Source organism: Mesorhizobium sp. WSM4976 (assembly GCF_029625685.1).
Classification (GTDB): Bacteria; Pseudomonadota; Alphaproteobacteria; order Rhizobiales; family Rhizobiaceae; genus Mesorhizobium.
In genome coordinates this window covers 60,003-83,664 of sequence record NZ_JARTVT010000020.1, presented here as the reverse complement: position 1 = coordinate 83,664, position 23,662 = coordinate 60,003, and the positions used below count along the sequence as shown (strand labels likewise).

Sequence of the window (23,662 nt, the reverse complement as noted above, 5' to 3'; positions counted from 1 at the left end):
GTACCGCCTCTTCTCAGGCGAACTCCATGATGACCGCATCGACTGCGAGACTATCCCCCGGCTTGGCATTGAGCTTTGCCACGGTGAGGTCGCGTTCGGCGCGCAGCACGTTTTCCATCTTCATGGCCTCGACCACGGCCAGCGTCTCGCCTGCCTTGACCTCCTGGCCCTCGGCGACCGCGACCGAGACGACGAGGCCAGGCATCGGGCACAGCAACATCTTCGAGGTGTCCGGCGGCAGTTTCTCGGGCATAAGCCTTTCAAGCTCGGCCGTGCGCGGCAGCATTGCTCGGGCAGTCACCGACATGCCTTTCCAAGCGACGTGCACACCGTTCAGCATCGGACGTATCTGGGCCGAAATCTTGTGGGCGCCGACCCTGCCCTGCCAGAGGGCGTCGCCCGGCCGCCAGTCGGAGGCAACGGTCAGCGGCTTGCCGCCGTCGATCGACAGATCGACCTCTATCGGAATGGAGACCATGCCGTCGACGATCTCGACCGGAAGATAGTCCGCGCCGATCTTCACCACCCAGTCGCGCTTGTGATGGCCGGAATGCGGCGCCAGCCGGCCGCTCAGGCGGTCGAGCCGGTCGCGGCGCAAAAGTTCGATCGCGGTAGCGACGGCGGCGAAAACGGCCCTCTCCTCGCCATCCGGCGCGACCGGCGAAAAACCGTCCGGATATTCCTCGGCGATGAAGCCGGTCGACAGCCGCCCCTCGCGCCAGCGCGGATGCTGCATCAGCGCCGAAAGGAATGGGATGTTGTGCTCGATGCCGTCGACGACGAAGCTGTCGAGCGCCTCCGACATGGCGTCGATCGCCTCCAGCCTTGTCGGCGCCCAGGTGCAGAGCTTCGCCACCATCGGGTCATAGAACATCGAGATTTCTGAGCCTTCGGTCACGCCGGTGTCGTTGCGGATGACGATGTCGCCGAACGTGCCCTCCTGCGGCGGCCTGTAGCGGGTCAGCCGGCCGATCGACGGCAGGAAGTTGCGGAAAGGATCCTCCGCGTAAAGACGGCTCTCCACCGCCCAGCCGTTGAGCTTCACGTCGCTCTGCTTGATCGCGAGCTTCTCGCCGGCGGCGACGCGGATCATCTGCTCGACCAGGTCGATGCCGGTGATCAGTTCGGTCACCGGGTGCTCGACCTGCAATCGCGTATTCATTTCAAGGAAATAGAAGTTCTTGTCCTTATCGACGATGAACTCGACCGTGCCGGCGCTCTGGTAGTCGACAGCCTTGGCCAGGGCTACGGCCTGTTCGCCCATCGCCTTCCTGGTCTTGGCATCGAGGAAGGGCGACGGGGCCTCCTCGACGACTTTCTGGTTGCGGCGCTGGATCGAGCATTCGCGCTCACCCAGATAAAGGGCGGTGCCGTGCGCGTCGGCCAGCACCTGGATCTCGATATGGCGGGGATCCACGACGAACTTCTCGATGAAGACGCGGTCGTCGCCGAAGGAGCTTTTCGCTTCCGAGCGCGCCCGGTCGAAGCCGTCGCGCACTTCCGCCTTGCTCCAGGCGATGCGCATGCCCTTGCCGCCGCCGCCGGCCGACGCCTTGATCATGACCGGATACCCAATCTCGCCGGCGATCTTTTCGGCGTGGTCGGCATCCTCGATGACGCCCAGCCATCCAGGCACGGTGGAGACCTTGGCCTCGTTGGCGAACTTCTTCGATTCGATCTTGTCGCCCATCGCCTTGATGGCTTTGGGCTTCGGCCCGATGAAGACGATGCCTTCCTTCTCTAGTGCCTCGCAGAAGGCGGCGCGTTCCGAAAGAAAACCATAGCCCGGATGTACGGCTTCTGCGCCGGTTTCCTTGCAGGCGGCGATAATCTTCTCCGGCAAGAGATAGCTCTGTGCGGCGGGCGGCGGGCCGATATGCACGGCCTCGTCGGCCATTTCGACATGCACGGCATCGCGATCGGCATCCGAATAGACCGCGACGGTCGCAATCCCCATCTTGCGCGCCGTCTTGATGACGCGACAGGCGATCTCGCCGCGATTGGCGATCAGGATCTTCTTGAACATTCGGATGTCGTTCCTCCGGCGAAGCGGTCCAGTTCTATGGATAATTCCGGCGCGCCTCAAGTGTCCGTAGGTCCGCTTCCCCTCTGTGACGATTGCAGAAACCGCGCCGAAAAAGGTCGCAAGAGACGTTGGCCGCCACCGCGGAACTCGCTAAGATTGCGCACAACACCAAAGGGATGGCAGGCTGGCATTCGCCACGGGCAGCCTGCCGTTAGCCAAAACTTACAGATCGTTTGGGAGGAATGCCTCATGAAAACGCGTGCCGCCGTTGCCGTTGCCGCCGGAAAGCCGCTGGAGATCATGGAGGTGGACCTCGAAGGCCCACGCGAGGGCGAGGTTCTGGTCGAGGTCAAGGCGACCGGCATCTGCCACACCGACGAGTTCACGCTGTCGGGCGCCGATCCCGAAGGCCTGTTCCCCGCCATCCTGGGCCATGAGGGCGCCGGCATCGTCGTAGATGTCGGCAAGGGCGTCACCTCGGTCAGGAAGGGCGACCATGTCATCCCGCTCTACACGCCCGAATGCCGCCAGTGCCCGTCCTGTCTGTCGCGCAAGACAAATCTGTGCACCGCCATTCGCGCCACACAGGGACAGGGCTTGATGCCCGACGGCACTTCGCGCTTCTCGCTCGGCGGCGAAAAACTCTTCCATTACATGGGCTGCTCGACCTTCTCCAACTTCACCGTGCTGCCCGAGATCGCGGTCGCCAAGGTCAATCCAGACGCGCCCTTCGACAAGATCTGCTACATCGGCTGCGGCGTGACCACCGGCATAGGCGCTGTCATCAACACTGCCAAGGTCGAGCAAGGGGCCACCGCTGTCATCTTCGGTCTCGGCGGCATCGGCTTGAACGTCATCCAAGGCCTGCGCCTTGCCGGCGCCGACATGATCATCGGCGTCGACGTCAACAACGACAAGAAGCCCTGGGGCGAGAAGTTCGGCATGACGCATTTCGTCAATCCGAAGGAGATCGACGGCGACATCGTGCCTTACCTGGTCAACATGACCAAGCGCGGCGCCGACCAGATCGGCGGCGCCGATTACACCTTCGACTGCACCGGCAACACCAAGGTGATGCGCCAGGCGCTGGAGGCCTCGCATCGCGGCTGGGGCAAGTCGGTCATCATCGGCGTTGCCGGCGCCGGCCAGGAGATCTCGACGCGCCCGTTCCAGCTGGTCACCGGCCGCACCTGGATGGGCACCGCCTTCGGCGGCGCGCGCGGCCGCACCGACGTGCCGCGGATCGTCGACTGGTACATGGAGAAAAAGATCCAGATCGATCCGATGATCACCCACACGCTCAAGCTCGAGGACATCAACAAGGGCTTCGACCTCATGCATGAGGGCAAGTCTATCCGGAGCGTCGTGGTTTACTGAGGAAGCCACCAGGCCGCAGGCCCAGAACGCCGGCGACCTCTGTGGTAAAACATGGGAGGAATGGAATGGCCGAGAAACTGCATCCGAAGATTGACAATGGCTTGCCAAAGGAAAGCGCATCCTTCACCGGCGGCACGCTGGTCTGTCTCTGTACCTCGAAGCCGGTGAAGGTGAAGGTCAAGGGCCAGATCGCTCACGACCACGCCTGCGGCTGCACCAAATGCTGGAAACCGGAAGGCGCCATCTTCTCGGTCGTGGCCGTCGCCGGCACGGGCGACGTGACCGTCACCGAGAATGGCGACAAGCTGAAAGTGGTCGATCCCTCGGCGCTGATCCAGCGCCATGCCTGCACCGGCTGCGGCGTCCATATGCATGGCCCGGTCGAGCGCGACCATCCCTTCAAGGGCCTGTCCTTCATCCATCCCGAGCGCTTCGAGGAGGACGGCTGGTCGCCGCCGGGCTTTGCCGCCTTCGTCTCCTCGATCATCGAATCCGGCGTCGACCCGAGCCGCATGGATGGCATCCGCGCGCAGTTGAGGTCGATCGGGCTCGAACCCTATGACTGCCTCAGCCCGGGCCTGATGGACTATATCGCCACCTGGACGGCGAAGAAGTCGGGCGCGCTTCCGGCCTGACAAATCCTGCAATTTCTGCCATGGGGCTGGCCGACACGCCGGCCCCATATTTGTCTGGAAGCAACGATGCCTGCACCTGTTATCTACGTCGACGCCGACGCCTGCCCGGTCAAGGCCGAGGTCGAGAAGGTCGCCGAGCGCCATGGGGTCGTCGTCACCCATGTCTCCAATGGCGGGCTGCGCCCGTCGCGCGATCCAATGGTCCGCAACGTCGTCGTCTCCAAGGGTGCCGATGCCGCGGACGACTGGATCGTCGAGAACGCCAGGGCCAATGACATCGTTGTGACGGCCGACATTCCGCTTGCCGCGCGCATGGTAGCGCTCGGCGCGCACGTGCTCGGCCCCACCGGCCGGCCCTTCACGCCGGAGACCATAGGCATGGCGGTGGCGATGCGCGATCTGAAGCAGCATCTGCGCGAGACCGGCGAAAGCCGCGGCTTCAACGCCTCGTTCACACCGAAGGACAGGTCGCAGTTTCTTGGTGAGCTCGACCGCATCTTGCGACGCGCATTGAAATCCGCCACACCGGATTGATTGAGCACTTTTCGGAGGCTGTGCCTTGGCTGACGACGCATCCGTCAAATCACCGATGCACAGGCACTTGCAGTTCGCCATATCGGCGATCGTCGGCGTCGGCGCACTCGCGATCGCGCTCATCGTGCGAGCGCCGCTGGCCTATCTGATTGGCGCCAACGCCTTTTTTGCCGCCTATGTCGTTCTGGTCTTGCGGCTGATGCCGAAGCTGACCGGCCGCTACCTCAGCAAGAACGCGCGGTCAGCCGACCTGCCGTTGCGAATGATCTTCGCGGTCACACTCTTCGTCGTCGGCGTTGCCGTTGGTTCTCTGTTTCAGATCATCAACCAGAAGGGAGCCCATCCGATAGCGATTATCTTCGCGATGCTGTCGATCCCGCTCGGCTGGTTCACCATCCATGCCATGGCGTCGCTGCACTACGCTCATGTCTACTGGATGGACGGCGACGAGATAGACGCCGACACCAAGAACAAAATGCCTGTCGGCGGCCTCGAATTCCCCGGCGGGAAGCGGCCGGAAGGCTGGGACTTCCTCTATTTTTCCACCGTTATCGGCATGACCGCACAAACCGCCGACACCGGCATCACCACAACGCAACTACGTCGCATCGTCCTACTCCATTCGATCCTTTCCTTCTTTTTCAACGCCGTGATCCTCGCCGCCGCGGTCAATCTCGCAGTCAGTTTCGGTGGCCCGTAATAAATCCGTGATCGCATGAAACATTGCCTTGTGCGGCGACGTATTGATGGGAAGACAATGACCTGAGAAGCCGCCTGCCTGAGGCGGCCGGAGGCAAGATGGACACTGTTGCCAACAACCAATCCGCCGCCGAGGCGGACGGCAAGGACACGACCCTCATCTACCGGCAGTCGCGCTGGACGCGGCTGACCCATTGGATCTGGGCTTTCTCGCTGTTCTTCATGCTGCTTTCCGGCCTGCAGATCTTCAACGCGCGGCCGCAGCTCTATATCGGCAAGCAATCCGGCTTCGAGTTCAACAACACGATCCTCCAGATCGGAGCCGAAAACACCGCCAACGGTCCGCGCGGTTTCACTGAAATATTCGGCCATCGCTTCAACACTACCGGCGTGCTCGGCTGGTCAGGTCCGCCGGGACAGGAGACGCCGCGCGCCTTCCCGGCCTGGGCGACGATCCCGTCCTATTACGATCTCGGCACCGCCCGCGTCGTGCACTTCTTCTTCGCCTGGATCCTGACCACGACGCTGCTCGTCTGGCTGATCGCCGGCCTGATCAACGGCCATATCCGCCGCGATCTCGCCCCTCGCCTGTCGGATCTGCGCAAGCTGCCGCGCGACATCGTCGATCACGCCAAGCTGAAATTCCATCACACGCGCGAATACAACACGCTGCAGAAGATGGCCTATGGCGGTGTGCTGTTCGTGGCTCTGCCATTGATGATCGCGACCGGGCTCGCCATGTCGCCGAGCATGGATTCGGTGCTGCCGTGGCTCAACGAAATTCTTGGCGGCCGCCAGACGGCGCGCACCATTCATTTCACCGTCATGGTGCTGCTCGTCCTTTTCTTCGTCATCCACATCCTGATGATCCTGGCCGCCGGCCCGATCAACGAGCTGCGCTCGATCATCACCGGCTGGTACCGCACAGACCCGCCGGCGAAGCACGAGCAGCCAACCGAGAGGAGCGCCTGACATGGCGAAATTCCAGATCAGCCGCCGCAAGTTCCTTACTGCCGGCACCCTCGGCCTGTCCGGCATCGCACTCTCAGGCTGCGACGCCTTCGACAGCGGTCTCGGCATCGGCGGCGGCCTGCGCAGCTTCCTCGAAAATGCCAATGGCCTCACTTGGCGCGCGCAGCGCCTGCTTGCCGGCCGCGACGCGCTGGCGCCGGAATTCACCGAGGCCGATATCCGCCAGCCGCAGCGGCCGAACGGCGTCACCGCGCCGGACGACGACACTTACAAGGGCCTGCTCGCCAACAATTTCGCCGACTGGCGGCTGGAGGTGACAGGCCTTGTCGAGAAGCCGCTGTCGCTCACCCGCGAGCAGCTCCGGAACATGCCGAGCCGCACCCAGATCACCCGCCACGACTGTGTCGAAGGCTGGAGCTGCATCGCCAAATGGACCGGCACGCCGCTGTCACTGGTGCTCGACCAGGCGGTGGTGAAACCGCAGGCGCGTTATGTGATGTTCCATTGCCTCGACACGATCGAGCAAAGCCTCTCCGGCAACATCAAATATTACGGCACGATCGACCTGGTCGATGCCCGCCATCCACAGACCATTTTGGCCTACGGTCTCAACGGCAAGCCGCTGCCGGTCGAGAACGGCGCGCCGCTGCGGGTACGGGTCGAGCGCCAGCTCGGCTATAAGATGCCAAAATACATCTACAAAATCGAACTGGTCGACAGTTTCGCCAATGTCGGCGGCGGCCGCGGCGGCTACTGGGAGGATAATGGCTACGACTGGTATGGCGGGATTTGATGATCCCTCGCCTGCAGGCCGAGCACGATCTGCCGTCCGCCGAGCTTGATGCCGTCGAGGAGCGCCTGCATGACGACAATCGGCGGCTGACCGGCCGTGACGACGACCGTGCCCTCATCTTTGCCTTGCGGGATGGGCAAGGGAGCGTCGTCGGGATCGCCGCCGGTTATTCCTGGGCCGGCATTGCCGAGCTCACGCTGATGTGGGTCGACGAAACCTATCGAGGCCTTGGCCACGGCAGGAAGCTGCTCGATGCATTTGTCGCGGAGGCCGCCGCGCGCGGCTCCCTGCGGATATGGGTTTCGACCCACGACTTCCAGGCACCTGGCCTGTACGAAAAGGCCGGTTTCGAGCGTATCGCCGAACTCACCGGATGGCCGGAAGGCCACGCCAACATCGCCCTTTGCAAGACAATTCAGAGAGCGCCTAAGCGACCTTATCCAGCAGCGGCTTCAGCGCCGGATGGATTTCCGGCGAAGCGTGCTTGATCAGCATCAGCAGCGCGCGCTCATTGTCGCGCAGCGGCCGCTGGCCGTCGCCGATGCGCTCGGCCAGCCATTTGGCTTCATCGGCATCGATGGTCTCGGCGCGTCGGGCAAGCGCCTCCGCGGCCCGGTTCCTGGCTTCCCATTCGGCCTCGATATTGCCGGGAGAATGATAGGCTTCGAGGATCGCGGCGAACCCACCCGACGCCATCCGGCTGAAGAACCCGCCAAGCGCCGAGCCTGCCTCGTCGAGGAAGTTTTCGTGGCGCAGCGCCACCTCGCGCGTCGGCGGCTCGTAGCCGGCCGAGCACATGACATAGTTGGCGATCGCCTTGACGAAGAGTTCGTTCCAGGATGGATCATTCTCGGCGGCTGCGGTCCGATCGTTGATCCTGAACAGCACCTCTGCCTCGGCCTTGGTGACGGCGATGTTGCCGTCGCCGCCAACGGCATGGAGGATGCGGCGCAGGAGATCGACCTCGGCCTTGGCGATCAGGCCCGGAACCAGTTCGCCGCCGATCATCAGCGGCCCCTTGCCGTCGATCACAGCATGCGCGACCTGCTCCAGCGCATAGACCGAAAGCTGGCCGGGCGAGGATTTCGCCTCCTCCAGCACATGCACCAGCAGCTCGAGTTCTGTGCGGCTGTCGACCATGCCGTCACGCGAGACGGTGCGGATCAGCCAGTCTGCATTCTGGTCCGAGATGTAGCCTTCCGGCTTTTCCTGGTGGACAATGTAGTCGGTCACCGCCTCGACAAAGAACGGTGTCCATTCGTCGCATTTGTCGCGCGACGTCTGGTCGAGCGCGAACAGCGCCTCCGCCTCGCCCCGGGTCACCACGCCGTCGGCGAATACCTCGCGCCGCAGCATTGCCACATCCTCGGCTGTGATTCTGTTCTTCGAGGTCAGCCCCGCCACCGGAGCGCTCATGATCAATTCGCCCATCTGCCGTCCCTGCCCGTCGCCTTTTGCCGGCGTTATCCCGTCAGCTTTATCAGCGTTGTCTTGAGAAACCGGCAAATGGTGTGGTTAGCGAAGACTTGTGTCGGTGCCGCGCTTTAGATGTGTTGAGATTCAGGTCAGCTCGAGTCGAAAATGGTGGCTTTCGAGAACCGGAGCGGAGCGTACTTGCAGTACGTAGGCACCCGAAGCGCAGGAAGCCTGCATTTGCAGACCGGCCTCACCTGAATATCTAGAACATCAACGCATCTAGATGTCGCTGGGAGGTGACAAGGTGTCGCCGACGGGCTATGGATGGCGCGTCGGGGGCTCGGTTGTGAGTCCCACCTGTTTGCGGGAGAGAGCAGCGAAAGCTGTCGCCGAAGGGGAAATCGCCCGAAATCTCTCAGGCAAAAGAACCGTTGACGGGAAAGACAACTCTGGAAAGTCGGGGCCTGGCCCCGCGCCGAAGGTGTAAGCGCTGCCGACAGAGTTACGGGGCGCGAGTCTCTCAGGCTTCAGACAGAGGGGCACGAACTAGGCCGCCAAAGGCGGTCGATTGCGTGCGACTCTGGAGAAGACATGACAGGCCAAGACACCAGGCACCTACCCCTCGAGGATTTGCATCAGGCCGCGGGCGCGCGCTTCGGCGCTTTCGCCGGCTGGTCGATGCCGCTCACCTATCCGCCCGGCGTGATGAAGGAGCACCTGCACACGCGCGAGCACGCCGGGCTATTCGACATCTCGCATATGAAGCTGTTCGAGGTCGACGGTCCGGGCGCCGCGGCGCTGTTGAACCGGGCCTGCCCGCTCGATGCCGTCACGCTGGACATCTCGCAGTCCAAATACACTTTTTTCCTCAACGAGGCGGCAGGCATTATCGACGACCTCATCGTCACGCGCCTGGGCCAAGACCGGTTCATGGTCGTGGCCAATGCCGGCAACGCCATCGAGGACGAGAAGCATCTGCGCGCGCTCTCCGCCAATTTCGACGCCAGGGTCTCGCCGCTCGACCGCGTCTTCCTGGCGATTCAGGGTCCGGACGCCTGGGCAGCTTTGGCACGGGCCGGCATCGAGACCGGCTCGCTGCTCTTCATGCATGGCATCGAGCCGCGCCAGAACTGGTTCATGAGCCGGTCCGGCTACACCGGCGAGGACGGTTTCGAGATCGGCCTGCCGGAGAAGGACGCGCGGGATTTGGTCGCCAAACTCCTGGAAGACGAGCGCGTGCAATGGATCGGCCTTGCCGCCCGCGACAGCCTGCGCCTCGAGGCCGGGCTCTGCCTGCATGGCCAGGACCTGACGCCCGGGATCGACCCGGCAAGCGCCGGCCTGATGTGGGCGATCCACAAGGACGTGCGCGCCTCCGGCGCTTTCATCGGCGCCGACGCGTTGCGCTCGATCCTGGAGCGCGGGCCGTCGCAGAGGCGCGTCGGCCTGAAGCCCGATGGCCGCCAGCCGGTGCGCGCGGGCGCGACACTCGTCGATGCCGGCGGCAATCCGGCCGGCGACGTCACCTCGGGCGGTTTCGGCCCTTCGACCGGCTACCCGGTCGCCATGGGTTATGTCGACACCGCGCTGGCCAAGGCCGGCACGAAACTCTTCGCCGATGTCCGCGGGACGAAGATCCCGATCGACGTCACGTCCCTGCCCTTCACCCCACACCGCTACCGCAAAGGATGATTTCCAGATGGCAAAGACCTATTTCACTGCAGACCATGAATGGCTCCGCGTCGAAGGCGGCGTCGCCACTGTCGGCATCACCGACTATGCGCAGGAACAGCTCGGCGATCTCGTTTTCGTCGAGCTGCCGGAAATCGGCCGCAAGCTCGCTAAGGGCGATACCGCCGTCGTCGTCGAATCCGTGAAGGCGGCTTCGGACGTCTATGCGCCGGTCGACGGCGAGATCACGGAAGCCAACGGTTCACTGTCGGCCGACCCTTCGCTGGTCAATTCGGCGGCAACCGGCGACGGTTGGCTCTGGAAGATGAAGCTCTCCAACGAAGGCCAACTCGACAGCCTCATGGATGAGGCCGCCTACAAAGCCCATATCGGCTGACAACAGGATCTTGGAAATGACCGCAGCACCTATTCCTTTCTCGGCCCGCCATATCGGCCCCTCCGTCAACGACGTCAGGGCGATGCTCGCCGCCATCGGCGTTCCATCCGTCGAAACGCTGATCAGCCAGGCCGTGCCGAAGTCGATCCGCCTCGATCGGCCTCTCGACCTGCCTGCCCCGGCGAGCGAAGCCGAAGCGCTGGCTGAACTGTCGGCGATGATGGCGAAGAACACGGTGCTGAAGAGCTTCATCGGCGCCGGCTATCACGGCGTCTTCGTGCCGCCGGTCATCCAGCGCAACCTGTTCGAGAATCCGGCCTGGTACACGGCCTACACGCCCTATCAGGCCGAGATCAGCCAGGGCCGGCTGGAAATGCTGTTCAACTTCCAGACCCTGGTCACCGAGCTCACCGGCCTCCCGGTGGCATCGGCCTCGCTGCTCGATGAGGCCACCGCCGTCGCCGAAGCCGTCGGCATCGCGCTGCGCCATCATCGCGACAAGCGCACCAAGGTGGCGCTTGCCGGCACCCCGCATCCGCAGACGCTGGATGTCGTGCGCACCCGCGCCGAGCCGCTCGGCATCGAGGTCAATGGCGAGACGATCGACGACAACACCGCAGCCCTGCTCGTTTCCTGGCCGGACACGTTCGGCGTCTATGGCGACCACAAGGCGGCGATCGAGAAGGCCCGCGCTACCGGCACGCTGGTCGTGTTCATCGCCGACCCGCTGGCACTCACGCTCACGGATGCGCCGGCCAGGCTCGGCGCCGATATCGCCGTCGGCCCGATGCAGCGCTTCGGCGTTCCGATGGGCTTCGGCGGTCCGCATGCCGCTTATTGCGCCGTTTCGGACAAGCTCACCCGTCTGATGCCCGGCCGCCTCGTCGGCCAGTCGACCGACACCAAGGGCCGCCCCGGCTACCGGCTGGCGCTGCAGACACGCGAGCAGCACATCCGCCGCGACAAGGCCACCTCCAACATCTGCACCGCGCAGGCGCTGCTGGCCAATATGGCCACGGCCTATGCGATCTGGCATGGCCCCGCCGGCCTTCAGGCGATTGCCGGTCGTATCCACGGCCTTGCCGACCGCCTAGCCTCAGGTCTCAAAGCCGCCGGCGTGTCGGTGCTCGGCGCAAGCCGCTTCGACACCGTGACGGCCGAGGCGAAGGGCAAGGCCAGAGAGATCGCCGCCACCGCGGAGAAGACAGGCCGGCTGCTGCGCGTCATCGATGCGGACAAGATCAGCATCGCCTTCGACGAGACCTCGACGGAAGCCGATCTCGACGCGATCGCCGGGCTATTCGGCGCCAAGCCGGGCACGGAAGGCGGCTCGATGCCCGGCAAACCGCGCGGCAAGGAGTTCCTGACGCAGCCGGTCTTCCACGAGAACCGCTCCGAGACCGACATGATGCGCTTCCTACGCCGGCTGGCCGACAGGGATCTCGCGCTCGACCGCGCCATGATCCCGCTCGGCTCCTGCACCATGAAGCTCAATGCCGCCGCCGAGATGATGCCGGTGAGCTGGCCGAGTGTCGCCAATCTGCACCCGTTTGCGCCGGCCGGCCATTCGCAAGGCTATCGTAAGATGGCCGGCGACCTGGAGGCCTGGCTGTCGGAGATCACCGGCTTCGACGCCGTGACCTTGCAGCCCAATGCCGGCAGCCAGGGCGAATATGCCGGCCTGCTCGCCATTCGCGGCTATCACCGCGCGCGCGGCGAAGGCCATCGCACCGTCTGCCTGATCCCGTCCTCCGCGCATGGCACCAATCCGGCAAGCGCCGCGATGGCCGGCATGAGAGTCGTCGTCGTGCGCTGCACCGAGGACGGCAACATCGATGTCGAGGACCTCAAGGCCAAGGCGGCCGAGCATTCGAATGACCTCGCCGCGCTGATGTTCACCTACCCCTCGACGCATGGCGTCTACGAGGAAGGCGCGCGCGACCTCTGCACCATCGTCCATGAGCATGGCGGCCAAGTCTATTTCGACGGCGCCAACCTCAACGCGCTGGTCGGCCTCGCCCGTCCTGGCGATATCGGCGCCGACGTCTGCCACATGAACCTGCACAAGACCTTCTGCATTCCGCATGGCGGCGGCGGGCCCGGTGTCGGTCCGATCGGCGTCAAGGCCCATCTGAAGCCCTACTTGCCCGGCCACGTGACGGAAGGCACGACGCACGCCGTGGCGGCGGCGCCGTTCGGCAGCGCCTCCATCCTGCCGATCACCTGGATGTACATCCGCATGATGGGTGCTTCGGGACTCAAGCAGGCGACGGAAACGGCGATCGTTTCCGCCAACTACATCGCCACCCGGCTCGCGCCGCACTTCCCGCTCCTCTACAAGGGCAGGCACGATCGCATCGCCCATGAATGCATCCTCGACACCCGCGTGCTCAAGGAGAGCGCCGGCATCAGCGTCGACGATATCGCCAAGCGCCTGATCGACTACGGCTTCCACGCGCCGACCATGTCGTTCCCGGTCGCCGGCACGCTGATGGTCGAGCCAACCGAGTCCGAGCCCAAGCGCGAGCTCGACCGATTCTGCGAAGCGATGATCGCCATTGCCGGGGAGGCGGCGAAAGTGGTGAAGGGCGACTGGCCCTCCGACGACAATCCGCTGGTCAACGCCCCTCACACAGCGGCGGAAGCGCTCGCCGGTGATTGGAAGCATCCCTATTCCCGGCTGGAGGCGGCCTATCCCGCGGGCGACGTCGACCTGGCGGCGAAATACTGGCCGCCGGTCTCGCGGATCGACAACGTCGCCGGCGACCGCAACCTGGTCTGCTCCTGCCCGCCGCTGTCGGAATATCTCGGCGCCGCGGAGTAGCGTTTGCTCACGTAGTTTTCAGGGCCGGCCCGGCATCGGGCCGGCCGTCTTGTTCTCGACTGAGGCGCCGACTGACGCGCCGCGTCGCTTGCGCCAATCAGCCCTTGTCGAGCAGCGCCAGATTGGCGTTGACCACCGTCTGGTCGGCCATGCCGGCCTTGGCTTCGAGCAGCAGCGCGCGCGCCTTCTTCTTGTTGCCGCGCAGGAGCTGCGAATAACCCATATTGTTGACGATCTGCGGCTTGCGACCGGCCACCTTCAACAATTGCGCATACGCGCGGTCGGCGAAGTCGAAACGGCCGAGCTCGTCATAGGAAGCGGCGAGCCCCATCCAGGCTTCGGCATTGTCGGATTTGAGCTCGACCGCCTTGCGGAAATGCTGTTCGGCAAGGCCGAAATTCGCCTCGCGGAACTGCGCCTTGCCTTCGACGAGGTCGTTGGCGCTGATATCCTTGGCCACCGGCTGGATCGCCGTGGTCTTGGTCGCGTCGACGTTGTTGTTCGTCGTGCAGCCGGTGATCATCAAGACGGCTGCCAACGCCGCCGCCGCCCTGGGAAGTCTCTGACGCATGCCCCTGCCCCATCGCCCGATTTGCCGGGTCGTTCTTCAGGAAAAGACGATACAGAAGAGCGATTAAGCTTCGGTGCCGAAATGCAGCTAAATTTTGGTTGCCCGCCAAGGATGCGTTAACCACCCCACGGATTAGGTCAGGCCGAGTCGAAAACGGTGCCTTCCCGGAACATCCTCAGTGGTGGGTGGTCAGCTTCACGATGATCGGAATAATGGCGATCATCAGCACCACCGGCAGGATGCAGACCGTCACCGGCACCGACATCTTGGCCGGCAAGGCATGCGCCTTCTCCTCCGCCAGCGACATGCGCTTGTGCCGCATTTCGTCGGAGAAGACGCGCAGCGAGCCCGACAGGCTGGTGCCGAGTTCCTTGGATTGCTGCAGCAGCGTCGCGAAGGAGCGCACCTCGTCGAGGCTGAGACGGTCGGCGAGCGCCTTGAGCGCATCGTCCAGGCTGCGCCCGGCCCGCAGTTCAAGCGACACCAGGATCAGGTTCTGGCTGAGCGACGGATAGGTCCTGGAAAGCTCCCTTGAGACCCGCTCGATGCCGGCCTCCATACTCATGCCGGCATCGGAGCAGACGATCATCAGATCCATGAAATCGGGAAAGCCGTTGCGGTATTCGCGCATCTTCTCCCGAACTTTCTGCGTCAGCACCAGGCCCGGCAGGAAATAGCCGCCGGCGCCCGACAGGATGATGAAGGTCCAGCGGCTGGTCATGGTCGACCCGGCGCTTGCTGCCCAATGGTTGATCAGGAACGCGCCCAACGCCGCGCCGATCAGGGCGGCGAAGCGGATCAGGAAGAACATGCCGACGGCGCGCGGCTCCATATAGCCGGCCTGGATGAGCTTCATGCGTAGCCGCGCGACATTTTCCGGGTCGCTCTTGGCATAGAACTCCTGCGCCCGTTTCACCGCCTTCTCGCGCACGGCACTGGTGCTCTTCTTGGGCGCAGCTTCCACCTGCTCGGCCGGCTGCACCACCTCGACCTTCAGCCGGCGCTTTACCTCGCCGCGATCGCCCTTGGCGAGCACAAGCGGCCAGGCGACAGCGCCGCCGCCCAGCACCAGCAGCAGCACGGCAACCGGCATCAGCGACGTCGGCGCGAGCGAAGCGAGGAACCGGATGACGTCTTCCATTTCAGAACCTGAAATTCGACATCTTGAACATGATGGCGTTGCCGAGCAGCAGCCAGAGGATAGTTCCGCTCAGCATGTACCAGGTCTTCGGCTCGTCCCAGACATCCTGGTAGAATTGTGGCATCAGCACCATGATGGCCGTGAACAGAAGCACCGGCACCGCAGTCAGGATGTAGGCAGACATGCGCCCTTCGGTCGAAATGGCGCGCACCTTGCGGCGCAGCTTGCCGCGCTCGCGGATTGTCGCGGACAGACCGTCGAGGATCTCGCGCAAATTGCCGCCCGAACTGCTCTGGATCGACACCGCCGTGACGAACAGCGGCAGATCCTCGTGCCCCACCCGGTCGAACAGATTGTTCAACGCCGACACTAGGTCCGAGCCGTAGGTCACCTCGTCGGCGACGACGCCGAACTCCGTGCCGATCGGGTCGGCCATTTCGCGCGCAACCATGGCAATCGCCACCGGCACCGGATGGCCGGCCTTGAGGCCGCGTGTAATCAGTTCCAGTGCCTCGGGCAATTGTATCCCGAACCGCTTGTGCCGGCGCTTGCGCATGAAGCGCATCGCCATCACCGGCAGCACCGGCAGCAGTATGAGAAGCAGAACCAGGCCGAATAGAACCGGCAAGCCCTTCCAGATCGTGAGAAGCGCCAGCGCGAAAGCGATCCCGGATGTGATCATCAGGAACTTCGGCAACGGCGTGGTCATGCCGGACTGCGTGCGCAGGGCGCGGAAACGGTCGAGGGAAAAGACGGAGCTGCGGCCGTCGATGCCGCGCTCCTTGCGCAGTTGGATCAGCACCTGCTCCTGGCTGATCTTGTTCTCGGCGAGCTTCATGCGGCGGTTGATCGCCTTGCGCTTGTCGCTGCGCCCGGCATAGAGCAGGTAAAGGCCCTCGGCGATCATGATGCCGGTGAGTGCCGCCGCGGCGTACACGACATAGATCGGGCTGAATCCCTCGAACACCGGCCTAGTCCTGCGGCCGGCCGGGCTCGAAGTACTTGCCCGGGAATTCGATGCCCATGTTGCGCAGGTCCTCGAGGAAGCGCGGGCGGATGCCGGTCGCCTCGAAGTGGCCGAGGATCTTGCCGTCCGCCTCCATGCCGGTGCGCACGAAGCGGAATATCTCCTGCATCTGGATGACATCACCTTCCATGCCGGTCACCTCGGCGACGCTGGTCACCTTGCGCTTGCCGTCGGAAAGGCGCGTCAGCTGAACGATGATGTCGAGCGCGCTGGCGATCTGGCTGCGGATCGACTGCACCGTCATCGGCATGCCGGTCATGCCGAGCATCTGTTCCAGGCGCGAGATGGCGTCGCGCGGTGTGTTGGCGTGGATGGTGGCCATCGAGCCCTCATGGCCGGTGTTCATCGCCTGCAGCATGTCGAAGGCTTCTTCGCCGCGGCACTCGCCGAGGATGACGCGGTCGGGACGCATGCGCAGCGCGTTCTTGACCAGGTCGCGCTGCTTCAGTTCGCCATGGCCCTCGATGTTGGCCGGGCGCGTCTCCATGCGCGCCACATGCGGCTGCTGCAATTGCAGCTCGGCCGCATCTTCGATGGTGATCAGGCGCTCGTCTTCCGGGATGAAGGCAGACAAAGCGTTGAGCATCGTCGTCTTGCCCGTGCCGGTGCCTCCGGAGATGATCGTGGTCTTGCGGGCGTGCACAGCCGCAGCCAGCACCTCGGCCATGTTCTGGGTGATGGCGCCGAACTCGACCAGCTTGTGCAGGCCGAGCTTGTTCTTGGAGAATTTGCGGATTGACACCAGCGGACCGTCGACGCCGACCGGGCGGATCGCCGCGTTGAAGCGCGAGCCGTCCAGCATGCGAGCGTCGACCATCGGCTGCGATTCATCGACACGGCGGCCGACCGCCGCGACGATTTTATTAATGATTCGAAGCAGATGCGCTTCATCCTTGAACGGGATGTGGACCTGCTGCAGCTTGCCGCGCTTTTCGACGAAGCAGTTCTGGTGGCCGTTGATCAGGATGTCGTTGATCTCGGGGTCCTTGAGCAACGGCTCGAGCGGCCCGAGGCCGACCATCTCGTCGACGATGTCGTCGACCAGCGCATCGAGCTCGGCGATGTTGATCGCCATCCGCTCCTCGCGCGTCTTTTCCGAGACGAATTCATGCACCTGCCTGCGCATTTCATCCTTGGGCAGCCGCTCGAGCGCCACGAGGTTGATCTCCTCGAGCAGCATGCGGTGGATGCGCACACGCGCATCGAGCACCTTGTTGGCGCTTTTTGCGGGCGCAGCCTCCGGCTTCGGCGGCGCCGGCTTGCGGGTCGTCGGGATGATCACCGCATTGTGCACCACAGGCGCGGGCTCCGGCGCCCGCTGCGGACGAGTGTCGCGGTTCTGCAGGTTGGAAAAGCGAGTGGTCATCCGGCTTTCCTCTTGAGCAGGCCCTTGCCGAGGCCGAACAGCGATTTCGACTTGACCGTGGTCTGGACGGCCTCCTCCGGCAGGATGATCTTCTTGAGGTCGTTGACGACATTGGCGTTGGGGTCGATGGCGTGCAGCGGCACGCCGCGGTCGACGGCCTCGCGCACCAGCCGGTAGTTGTTGGAGATGCCGCCAACGAAATGCTCGCCGAGTATCTCCTGGACGTCGGCCTGCTTGATGCCGCTGTCGAACATCTTCTGCTCGAAGCGGTTGACGATGACGTTGGGCTTCACTTCCTTGCCGGCGGTCTCATAGACGGCCTGGATGAGACGCTGCGTGTGGCGCAGGCAAGGCACCGTCATCTCGGCGACGATGTAGAGCTTGTTGGAACCCAAGAGCACTGTTTCGGTCCAGGGGAACCAGGTGCGCGGCATGTCGATTACGACATTGTCGAAATAAGCCGCCACGAGGTCGAGCATGCGAACCACCACATCGGTCTTGAACGAGCGCATGTCCGAGGGACGCGTCGGCGCCGCGAGCACGCACAGGCCGCTCGCATGCTTCGACAACATCACATCGAGCAGTTGCCGGTCGAGGCGCTCCGGCTGGTTCTCGATTTCCGTGATGTCGAAGCGCGGTTCGAGGTCGAGATATTCGGCGCAGGCGCCCTGCTGGAAATTCAGGTCGACCACGCAAGTCGAGGCGCCGCGCGTCACCGAATGATGGAGTTGGAAGGCTGTCTGCAGGGCGAGCGTGGTGGTGCCGACGCCGCCGGCGGCCGGCATGAAGGTATAGATGTGCGATTCGGTGTTCTCTTCCCGTCCCGGCCCCTGCAACGCCCGGATGACCGAGCGCACCAGGTCTGCCGTGGTGATCGGCTTGACCAGGAAATCGGCGACCTTGAGCTGCACCAGGATGCGCACCGCCGCCGCGTTGAATTCCTGGGTGACGACGACCACGGGAACGCTGCCCTCCAGCCGGCGCATCACGCGCTGCAGCGACTCGATCTCCTCGAGCTTGGCCGCGTCCATATCGACGATGACGGTGCCGAAATCGGTCTCGAGGGCCTCGCCGCGCAGCTCGTTGATGCTCTTTTCCACCGTCAGGAGTTCGATGACCTCGGAGGTCGCAAAAGCTGTGCGCGTGTCCTGCACAAACGCCCTGTCCGTCGAAACAAGCAGGATCTTCTTGGTCTTGGTGCCAGATGCCATCGTCGTTGGCCGATCAATTCGATGTCGTTGATGATGATGTCGTCGTCGTCGGTCCCGAGCCGGCTTTCGCGCCGACGGCGGCAGTCTCCGAGCCAGGACGCTGGGCCGGCACCAGAAGCCTGGTGTTCTGGACGCCGTATTTCCATGGGTCGACCATCTGCATGACGGTGTTGGATGCCTGAGCATTACCGACGCCCGGCGTCACCCCTTCAGTGCGCACATAGTCATCGCTGGTGCAGCCGCAGGCCAGCGCCGGCAGCAACAAAGCAGTCCAAAGGGAGATGCGCATGGCCTTAGTCCTTGGGGAGATCGAGGAAATGGCCGGACGTGGTGGCGGCCACCGGGCGGATGGCGCTGCCGTCGGCCAGCGCCACCGGACGTTTCGGCGCCGAGGCGTCCACCTCATCGGTGTTGTTCAGGAAATAGTCGGCAGTGCTTGCCGGTCGGGTACCGTCGGTCGGCTCGACCATCTTCTTCGAGGGATCGACCGGCTTGACCAGGTACGGCGTGACGATGATGACCAGATCGGTCTCGCGCCGCTGATAGGATTTCGAGGAGAACAGCGGACCGAGCACCGGCAGCTTGCCGATCCCGGGCACCCGCGATGTCGTGATGTCGTTCTGCGACTGCAGAAGGCCGGCAATCATGAAGCTCTGGCCGTTCTTGAGATCGACCGATGTCCTGGCGCGGCGCACGATGAAAGCCGGAATGGAAATGCCGCTGCTGACCTGGATGGAAGCAGACGGGTCGATCGACGACACTTCCGGCGCGATATCGAGGCTCACCAGGCCGTCCTTGAGCACCGTCGGCGTGAAATCCAGGCCGACGCCGTATTTCTTGTAGGTGACACTGATCTTGCCGTTGTCTTCCGAAACCGGAATCGGAAACTCGCCGCCGGCGAGGAAGCTCGCCGTCTGGCCCGAACGGGCAATCAGGTTCGGTTCCGCGAGCCGCCGCGCCAGGCCGCGTTCCTCCAGCGCCTTGATGGCGATATCGATTGACAAGCCGTTCGACAGCAGGCTGCCGATGATCTCACCGGTGCCTGCGCCAGTTACGCTCCCCCCATCCGGATTCAGCACGACTTTGCGGTTGCCGATGCCATAGGCGAAATTGGCAGAGTATTTGGCACCGAGGTCCTGACCGGCCTGGCGGTTGATCTCGACGAAGCGGACGTTGAGCTGCACCTGTTGCGACGACGAGATGTTGACCGAATTGATAACTTCTTCGTTGCCGGAAAAGCGCGACGCGATCTTGCTCGCCTTGTCAGCTGCGACGGCATCGTCGGCCTCGCCCGACAACACGACACGGCCGTTTGCCGAACCGACCTTGATCTTGGCATCCGGCACGCTGGCGCGGATGGTGCTGGCCAACTGGTCGGTGTCCAGCGTCACCTCGATGTCGATGGTACCGACAAGCTGCTTGTTCTGGTCGAACAGGGCAATGCCAGTTGTCCCGAGATTGTTGCCCAGCACATAGAAGGACTTGTCGGTCAGCGGATTGACGTTGGCGATCTCCGGATCGCCGATGACGATCTGGTAGAAGGCCGCGCTCGTCATGATCGTCTTCGGCTTGCCCTTGGCGACCTTGATCGAGGCATTCTTGTTCGCCGAGACATAGACGACGTCATTGCCCGCCCTTGCCGGCGCGGCGAAGCCGAACATAGCCAGCGACGCCGCCAACGCGATCACGCCAGGAAGGCGCCATCCGCCGGCCGTCCGAAATGCATCAAACCCGAACATGTTGTCCCCGTCCCGCCGGTCCCCACCGGCTATTGCTGCAGTTCCTGCGGTGGTTCCCGTGACGGAACCTTGTATTCTTCGACCTTCTCGCCGCGCGTCACGATCACCGTCTTGAATTTCGGCTCGTCGGATCCCTTCGTCGCGGCGCTGACAAGCGAGGCGGCGCTCGCCTGTACCTTTGCGGCGGCTGAACCGCCGAAGGAAGAGATGGTCGTAAGCCCGCCATTGCCGGTGGTTGCGTCGGCGGCGGACCGCAGTGACAACGACAGCGTGCCGACGGTACGGGCCAACGCCACCTTCTGCGCCCCTTCGTCGGTGACTTCGAGGGTCACGGAATTGGCGACCTGCGGCGCGGTCTTGCGCTCGTCGGCGCCTTGCCCGACCGAAAGCACCTTGGCATCGGAGACGACGACCTCGGACGTCACCGTCGAGCCGGCCGCCCCTTGAGCATTCTTGGATACTTCCTGGATGTCTCCCGCGTCGCGCGTCAGGACGACGTCGACCCGGTCTCCCGGCGTGACGAAGCCGCCGACACCGGCAATTTCGTCGGTGCGGATGGTGACGGCCCGCATCCCGGGCGACAGCATGTTGGAAAGCGTGGCGCGACCATTCGGTCCCGACAGCTTGGTGAGCAGCACCGGTTCATTGACCTCGATCGGCGACAGCACGACACGGCTGCCATCGGCAAGCAGCTTGTCGATCGTCGGGAAAGCGCCTTGCGGCAACGAATCCTGCGGCCACGGAATCTCCGCCAGTTGTGGCCGTCCGAGCTCCATTCCGTATCGCAGTGGCGCTTGAGCCACCACGATGGTCTTGAACTCGACTTTGGGCTGCTGCGGAGCTTCGACCGTGACCACCTTGACCTCGGACTGAGCCTTTGCCTGGCTCTTGACCCAGAAGTCCGCCGCAAAGATCGAGATCGCGCCGAAGACGGCTGCGATACCGATCATGGTTATGGCTCTGCCCCGCACAACGAAACCCCTGACGCCCGTGGTCTTTTGTTAGTTGGACCCCACGCTTAGGCGTTAATGTTAAAGAATCGGGAATCCGGCGACCCGCCGATCGCCCTATTTCACCCGGCTTGGTTATCGAATGGTTTTGGAATAAGAGACAGTTTGAACCCTGAACGGAACAGGAACTCGTTCACCCGCCAAAAGCGTGGCAGTATCGAGACGTGATTCGCATTACCGGACGCTAGGCCAGCATGGACGACAGCAACGATCTCTTCGGCAAGATGGAAAAGCCCGCACAGCCGCGTGCGCCCTCGCGTCCCGCCGATCCGCTCGTGCAAGCCGCGAAGCGCTCGACCGCCGCTCGCGACGGCAGCGAGAGCTATAGCGCCGCCGATATCGAGGTGCTGGAAGGTCTCGAGCCGGTGCGACGCCGTCCGGGCATGTATATCGGCGGTACCGACGACAAGGCGATGCATCACCTGTTCGCCGAGGTTATCGACAATTCGATGGACGAAGCCGTGGCCGGCCACGCCACCTTCATCGATGTCGAGCTTTCCGCCGACGGCTTCCTGACCGTCACCGACAATGGCCGCGGCATCCCGGTCGATCCGCATCCAAAATTCAAGAAGCCGGCGCTCGAAGTCATCATGACGACCCTGCATTCGGGCGGCAAGTTCGACTCCAAGGTCTATGAGACCTCGGGCGGCCTGCACGGTGTCGGTGTTTCGGTGGTCAATGCGCTGTCCGACCATCTCGAGGTCGAGGTCGCGCGCGGCCGCCAGCTCTACCGACAGCGTTTTTCCCGCGGCGTCCCGGTCAGTGGCCTCGAGCATCTGGGCGAAGTTCATAACCGCCGCGGCACGAGGACACGCTTCCACCCCGACGAGCAGATCTTCGGCAAGGGTGCTGCCTTCGAGCCGGCTCGGCTTTATCGCATGGCGCGCTCGAAGGCCTATCTGTTCGGCGGCGTCGAGATCCGCTGGACCTGCGATCCGTCGCTGATCAAGGAGAAGGACCAGACGCCGGCCAAGGCCGAGTTTCATTTCCCCGGCGGCCTGAAGGACTATCTCAAGGCGACGCTGGGCGACGAGTTCCAGGTCACGCGCGAGGTTTTTGCCGGCAAGAGCGACAAGCAGGGTGGCCACGGTTCGCTGGAATGGGCGGTGACCTGGTTCGGCGGCGACGGGTTCCTCAACTCCTACTGCAACACCATCCCGACCCCCGAAGGCGGCACGCATGAGGCCGGTTTCCGCAACGTGCTGGCGCGCGGACTGCGCGCCTATGCCGACCTGATCGGCAACAAGCGCGCCTCGATCATCACCACCGAGGACGTGATGATCTCAGCCGCCGGCATGCTGTCGGTGTTCATCCGCGAGCCGGAATTCGTCGGCCAGACCAAGGACAGGCTGGCGACCATCGAGGCAATGCGCCTCGTTGAAAACGCCATCCGCGATCCGTTCGACCATTGGCTCGCCGACAATCCGCAGGAAGCCTCGAAGCTTCTCGAATGGGTCATCGCGCGCGCCGACGAGCGCGTGCGCCGCCGCCAGGAAAAGGAAGTCTCGCGCAAAAGTGCTGTGCGCAAGCTGCGCCTCCCGGGCAAGCTCGCCGACTGCACGCAGAATGCGGCGGCCGGCGCCGAAATCTTCATCGTCGAAGGCGACTCGGCCGGCGGCTCGGCCAAGCAGGCGCGCGACCGCGCCAGCCAGGCGGTGCTGCCGCTGCGCGGCAAGATCCTCAACGTCGCGAGCGCCGGCAACGACAAGCTCGCCGCCAACCAGCAGATCTCCGATCTCATCCAGGCGCTCGGCTGCGGCACGCGCTCGAAATACCGCGACGAGGACCTGCGCTACGACCGGGTGATCATCATGACCGACGCCGACGTCGACGGCGCGCATATCGCTTCCCTGTTGATCACCTTCTTCTTTCAGGAGATGCCGAACCTGATCCGCGGCGGCCATCTCTACATGGCCGTGCCGCCGCTCTATTCGATCCGGCAGGGCGGCAAGGTCGGCTACGCCCGCGACGACGCGCACAAGGACGAACTGCTGCGCACCGAATTCACCGGACGCGGCAAGGTCGAGATCGGCCGCTTCAAGGGCCTTGGCGAGATGATGGCCTCGCAGCTCAAGGAGACCACGATGGATCCGAAGAAGCGCACGCTTCTGCGGGTCGACGTGATCGACGCCGAGCAGGCCACCAAGGATGCCGTCGACGCGCTGATGGGCACCAAGCCCGAAGCGCGTTTCCGCTTCATCCAGGAGCGCGCCGAATTCGCCGAGACGGACGTGCTGGATATCTGATCGCGGA

At 63.8% G+C, this 23,662-nt stretch carries 21 protein-coding genes and 1 riboswitch; of the genes, 11 read left to right on the top strand and 10 right to left on the bottom strand.

The window, feature by feature from the left end:
- Nucleotides 1-13 precede the first annotated feature (13 nt).
- Entirely contained in the window at nt 14-2,026 is a 2,013-nt protein-coding gene (locus P9272_RS23630; protein ID WP_278162393.1) for an acetyl/propionyl/methylcrotonyl-CoA carboxylase subunit alpha, read from the bottom strand.
- A gap of 249 nt (nt 2,027-2,275) precedes the next feature.
- Here P9272_RS23630 and P9272_RS23625 point away from each other — a divergent pair, with 249 nt between their 5' ends.
- The 7 genes from P9272_RS23625 to P9272_RS23595 all read left to right on the top strand — a co-directional run bounded on the left by P9272_RS23625 (nt 2,276) and on the right by P9272_RS23595 (nt 7,524).
- The gene (locus P9272_RS23625; protein ID WP_278162392.1) at nt 2,276-3,403 is read left to right on the top strand and encodes an S-(hydroxymethyl)glutathione dehydrogenase/class III alcohol dehydrogenase; all 1,128 of its coding nucleotides are present in this window, start codon (nt 2,276-2,278) and stop codon (nt 3,401-3,403) included.
- A gap of 65 nt (nt 3,404-3,468) precedes the next feature.
- Entirely contained in the window at nt 3,469-4,038 is a 570-nt protein-coding gene (gfa, locus tag P9272_RS23620) for an S-(hydroxymethyl)glutathione synthase (RefSeq protein WP_278162391.1), read from the top strand.
- A 66-nt stretch (nt 4,039-4,104) separates the two neighbouring features.
- Nucleotides 4,105-4,572: a YaiI/YqxD family protein gene (locus P9272_RS23615; protein ID WP_278162390.1), complete on the top strand. Its 468-nt coding sequence runs from the start codon at nt 4,105-4,107 to the stop codon at nt 4,570-4,572.
- 25 nt (nt 4,573-4,597) lie between these two features.
- On the top strand, nt 4,598-5,272 hold the full coding sequence (locus P9272_RS23610) for a DUF1345 domain-containing protein (RefSeq protein WP_278162389.1): 675 nt from the start codon (nt 4,598-4,600) through the stop codon (nt 5,270-5,272).
- Between the two features lie 98 nt (nt 5,273-5,370).
- Nucleotides 5,371-6,243 carry a cytochrome b/b6 domain-containing protein gene (locus P9272_RS23605; protein ID WP_278162388.1) on the top strand — a complete coding sequence of 291 codons (873 nt, stop codon included), beginning with the start codon at nt 5,371-5,373 and terminating at the stop codon, nt 6,241-6,243.
- Between the two features lies 1 nt (nt 6,244).
- Complete coding sequence (locus tag P9272_RS23600; protein WP_278162387.1) at nt 6,245-7,036, top strand: molybdopterin-binding protein; 792 nt, start codon at nt 6,245-6,247, stop codon at nt 7,034-7,036.
- Nucleotides 7,036-7,524 (top strand): GNAT family N-acetyltransferase, encoded by a 489-nt coding sequence (locus P9272_RS23595; protein WP_278162386.1) that lies wholly within the window; start codon nt 7,036-7,038, stop codon nt 7,522-7,524. Before P9272_RS23600 ends, P9272_RS23595 begins: the two co-directional genes overlap by 1 nt.
- Here the strand turns inward: P9272_RS23595 and P9272_RS23590 are convergent.
- Nucleotides 7,463-8,467 (bottom strand): hypothetical protein, encoded by a 1,005-nt coding sequence (locus P9272_RS23590; RefSeq protein ID WP_278162385.1) that lies wholly within the window; start codon nt 8,465-8,467, stop codon nt 7,463-7,465. The two genes, P9272_RS23595 and P9272_RS23590, sit on opposite strands and share 62 nt — an antisense overlap.
- 339 nt (nt 8,468-8,806) lie before the next feature.
- A riboswitch (glycine riboswitch) is annotated at nt 8,807-8,893 on the top strand.
- A gap of 150 nt (nt 8,894-9,043) precedes the next feature.
- Here P9272_RS23590 and gcvT point away from each other — a divergent pair.
- The 3 genes from gcvT to gcvP are packed head-to-tail and all read left to right on the top strand — an operon-like array spanning nt 9,044 to nt 13,344.
- The gene (gcvT, locus tag P9272_RS23585; RefSeq protein ID WP_278162384.1) at nt 9,044-10,144 is read left to right on the top strand and encodes a glycine cleavage system aminomethyltransferase GcvT; all 1,101 of its coding nucleotides are present in this window, start codon (nt 9,044-9,046) and stop codon (nt 10,142-10,144) included.
- A 7-nt stretch (nt 10,145-10,151) separates the two neighbouring features.
- Entirely contained in the window at nt 10,152-10,520 is a 369-nt protein-coding gene (gcvH, locus tag P9272_RS23580; RefSeq protein ID WP_128257371.1) for a glycine cleavage system protein GcvH, read from the top strand.
- Nucleotides 10,521-10,536: 16 nt separating this feature from the next.
- Nucleotides 10,537-13,344, top strand: coding sequence for an aminomethyl-transferring glycine dehydrogenase (gene gcvP, locus P9272_RS23575; RefSeq protein ID WP_278162383.1), 2,808 nt, complete (start codon nt 10,537-10,539; stop codon nt 13,342-13,344).
- A 97-nt stretch (nt 13,345-13,441) separates the two neighbouring features.
- Here gcvP and P9272_RS23570 read toward each other — a convergent pair whose 3' ends face one another.
- From P9272_RS23570 to cpaB, 8 genes are all read right to left on the bottom strand, one after another.
- Complete coding sequence (locus P9272_RS23570) at nt 13,442-13,915, bottom strand: tetratricopeptide repeat protein (protein WP_128257373.1); 474 nt, start codon at nt 13,913-13,915, stop codon at nt 13,442-13,444.
- A 175-nt stretch (nt 13,916-14,090) separates the two neighbouring features.
- Nucleotides 14,091-15,056, bottom strand: a complete 966-nt coding sequence (locus P9272_RS23565; RefSeq protein ID WP_128257374.1) for a type II secretion system F family protein — start codon at nt 15,054-15,056, stop codon at nt 14,091-14,093.
- Between the two features lies 1 nt (nt 15,057).
- A complete protein-coding gene (locus P9272_RS23560; protein WP_128257375.1) occupies nt 15,058-16,023 on the bottom strand; it encodes a type II secretion system F family protein in 966 nt (321 codons plus the stop codon).
- A gap of 4 nt (nt 16,024-16,027) precedes the next feature.
- A complete protein-coding gene (locus P9272_RS23555) occupies nt 16,028-17,449 on the bottom strand; it encodes a CpaF family protein (protein WP_128257376.1) in 1,422 nt (473 codons plus the stop codon).
- Entirely contained in the window at nt 17,446-18,660 is a 1,215-nt protein-coding gene (locus tag P9272_RS23550; protein ID WP_127307073.1) for a response regulator/pilus assembly protein, read from the bottom strand. Before P9272_RS23550 ends, P9272_RS23555 begins: the two co-directional genes overlap by 4 nt.
- 13 nt (nt 18,661-18,673) lie before the next feature.
- On the bottom strand, nt 18,674-18,949 hold the full coding sequence (locus P9272_RS23545) for a hypothetical protein (RefSeq protein WP_128257377.1): 276 nt from the start codon (nt 18,947-18,949) through the stop codon (nt 18,674-18,676).
- Nucleotides 18,950-18,953: 4 nt separating this feature from the next.
- Entirely contained in the window at nt 18,954-20,321 is a 1,368-nt protein-coding gene (locus P9272_RS23540) for a type II and III secretion system protein family protein (protein ID WP_278162446.1), read from the bottom strand.
- Nucleotides 20,322-20,428: 107 nt separating this feature from the next.
- Nucleotides 20,429-21,349, bottom strand: coding sequence for a Flp pilus assembly protein CpaB (gene cpaB / locus P9272_RS23535; RefSeq protein ID WP_278162382.1), 921 nt, complete (start codon nt 21,347-21,349; stop codon nt 20,429-20,431).
- 254 nt (nt 21,350-21,603) lie between these two features.
- On the opposite strand from cpaB, the gene parE reads away from it, so the two are divergent.
- A complete protein-coding gene (gene parE, locus P9272_RS23530) occupies nt 21,604-23,655 on the top strand; it encodes a DNA topoisomerase IV subunit B (RefSeq protein ID WP_278162381.1) in 2,052 nt (683 codons plus the stop codon).
- The last annotated feature ends 7 nt before the right edge of the window (nt 23,656-23,662 follow it).

Excerpts from the sequence above, each read along its gene's own strand:
- P9272_RS23605 (WP_278162388.1), top strand. The coding sequence starts at position 5,371 with ATGGACACTGTTGCCAACAACCAATCCGCCGCCGAGGCGGACGGCAAG.
- P9272_RS23570 (WP_128257373.1), bottom strand. The coding sequence starts at position 13,915 with ATGCGTCAGAGACTTCCCAGGGCGGCGGCGGCGTTGGCAGCCGTCTTG.
- P9272_RS23630 (WP_278162393.1), bottom strand. The coding sequence starts at position 2,026 with ATGTTCAAGAAGATCCTGATCGCCAATCGCGGCGAGATCGCCTGTCGC.
- gfa (WP_278162391.1), top strand. The coding sequence starts at position 3,469 with ATGGCCGAGAAACTGCATCCGAAGATTGACAATGGCTTGCCAAAGGAA.
- P9272_RS23595 (WP_278162386.1), top strand. The coding sequence starts at position 7,036 with ATGATCCCTCGCCTGCAGGCCGAGCACGATCTGCCGTCCGCCGAGCTT.
- cpaB (WP_278162382.1), bottom strand. The coding sequence starts at position 21,349 with ATGATCGGTATCGCAGCCGTCTTCGGCGCGATCTCGATCTTTGCGGCG.
- P9272_RS23555 (WP_128257376.1), bottom strand. The coding sequence starts at position 17,449 with ATGACCACTCGCTTTTCCAACCTGCAGAACCGCGACACTCGTCCGCAG.
- P9272_RS23550 (WP_127307073.1), bottom strand. The coding sequence starts at position 18,660 with ATGGCATCTGGCACCAAGACCAAGAAGATCCTGCTTGTTTCGACGGAC.
- P9272_RS23590 (WP_278162385.1), bottom strand. The coding sequence starts at position 8,467 with ATGGGCGAATTGATCATGAGCGCTCCGGTGGCGGGGCTGACCTCGAAG.
- P9272_RS23540 (WP_278162446.1), bottom strand. The coding sequence starts at position 20,321 with ATGTTCGGCTTCGCCGCGCCGGCAAGGGCGGGCAATGACGTCGTCTAT.
- P9272_RS23545 (WP_128257377.1), bottom strand. The coding sequence starts at position 18,949 with ATGCGCATCTCCCTTTGGACTGCTTTGTTGCTGCCGGCGCTGGCCTGC.
- P9272_RS23600 (WP_278162387.1), top strand. The coding sequence starts at position 6,245 with ATGGCGAAATTCCAGATCAGCCGCCGCAAGTTCCTTACTGCCGGCACC.
- P9272_RS23565 (WP_128257374.1), bottom strand. The coding sequence starts at position 15,056 with ATGGAAGACGTCATCCGGTTCCTCGCTTCGCTCGCGCCGACGTCGCTG.
- gcvT (WP_278162384.1), top strand. The coding sequence starts at position 9,044 with ATGACAGGCCAAGACACCAGGCACCTACCCCTCGAGGATTTGCATCAG.
- P9272_RS23615 (WP_278162390.1), top strand. The coding sequence starts at position 4,105 with ATGCCTGCACCTGTTATCTACGTCGACGCCGACGCCTGCCCGGTCAAG.
- parE (WP_278162381.1), top strand. The coding sequence starts at position 21,604 with ATGGACGACAGCAACGATCTCTTCGGCAAGATGGAAAAGCCCGCACAG.
- gcvH (WP_128257371.1), top strand. The coding sequence starts at position 10,152 with ATGGCAAAGACCTATTTCACTGCAGACCATGAATGGCTCCGCGTCGAA.
- gcvP (WP_278162383.1), top strand. The coding sequence starts at position 10,537 with ATGACCGCAGCACCTATTCCTTTCTCGGCCCGCCATATCGGCCCCTCC.
- P9272_RS23625 (WP_278162392.1), top strand. The coding sequence starts at position 2,276 with ATGAAAACGCGTGCCGCCGTTGCCGTTGCCGCCGGAAAGCCGCTGGAG.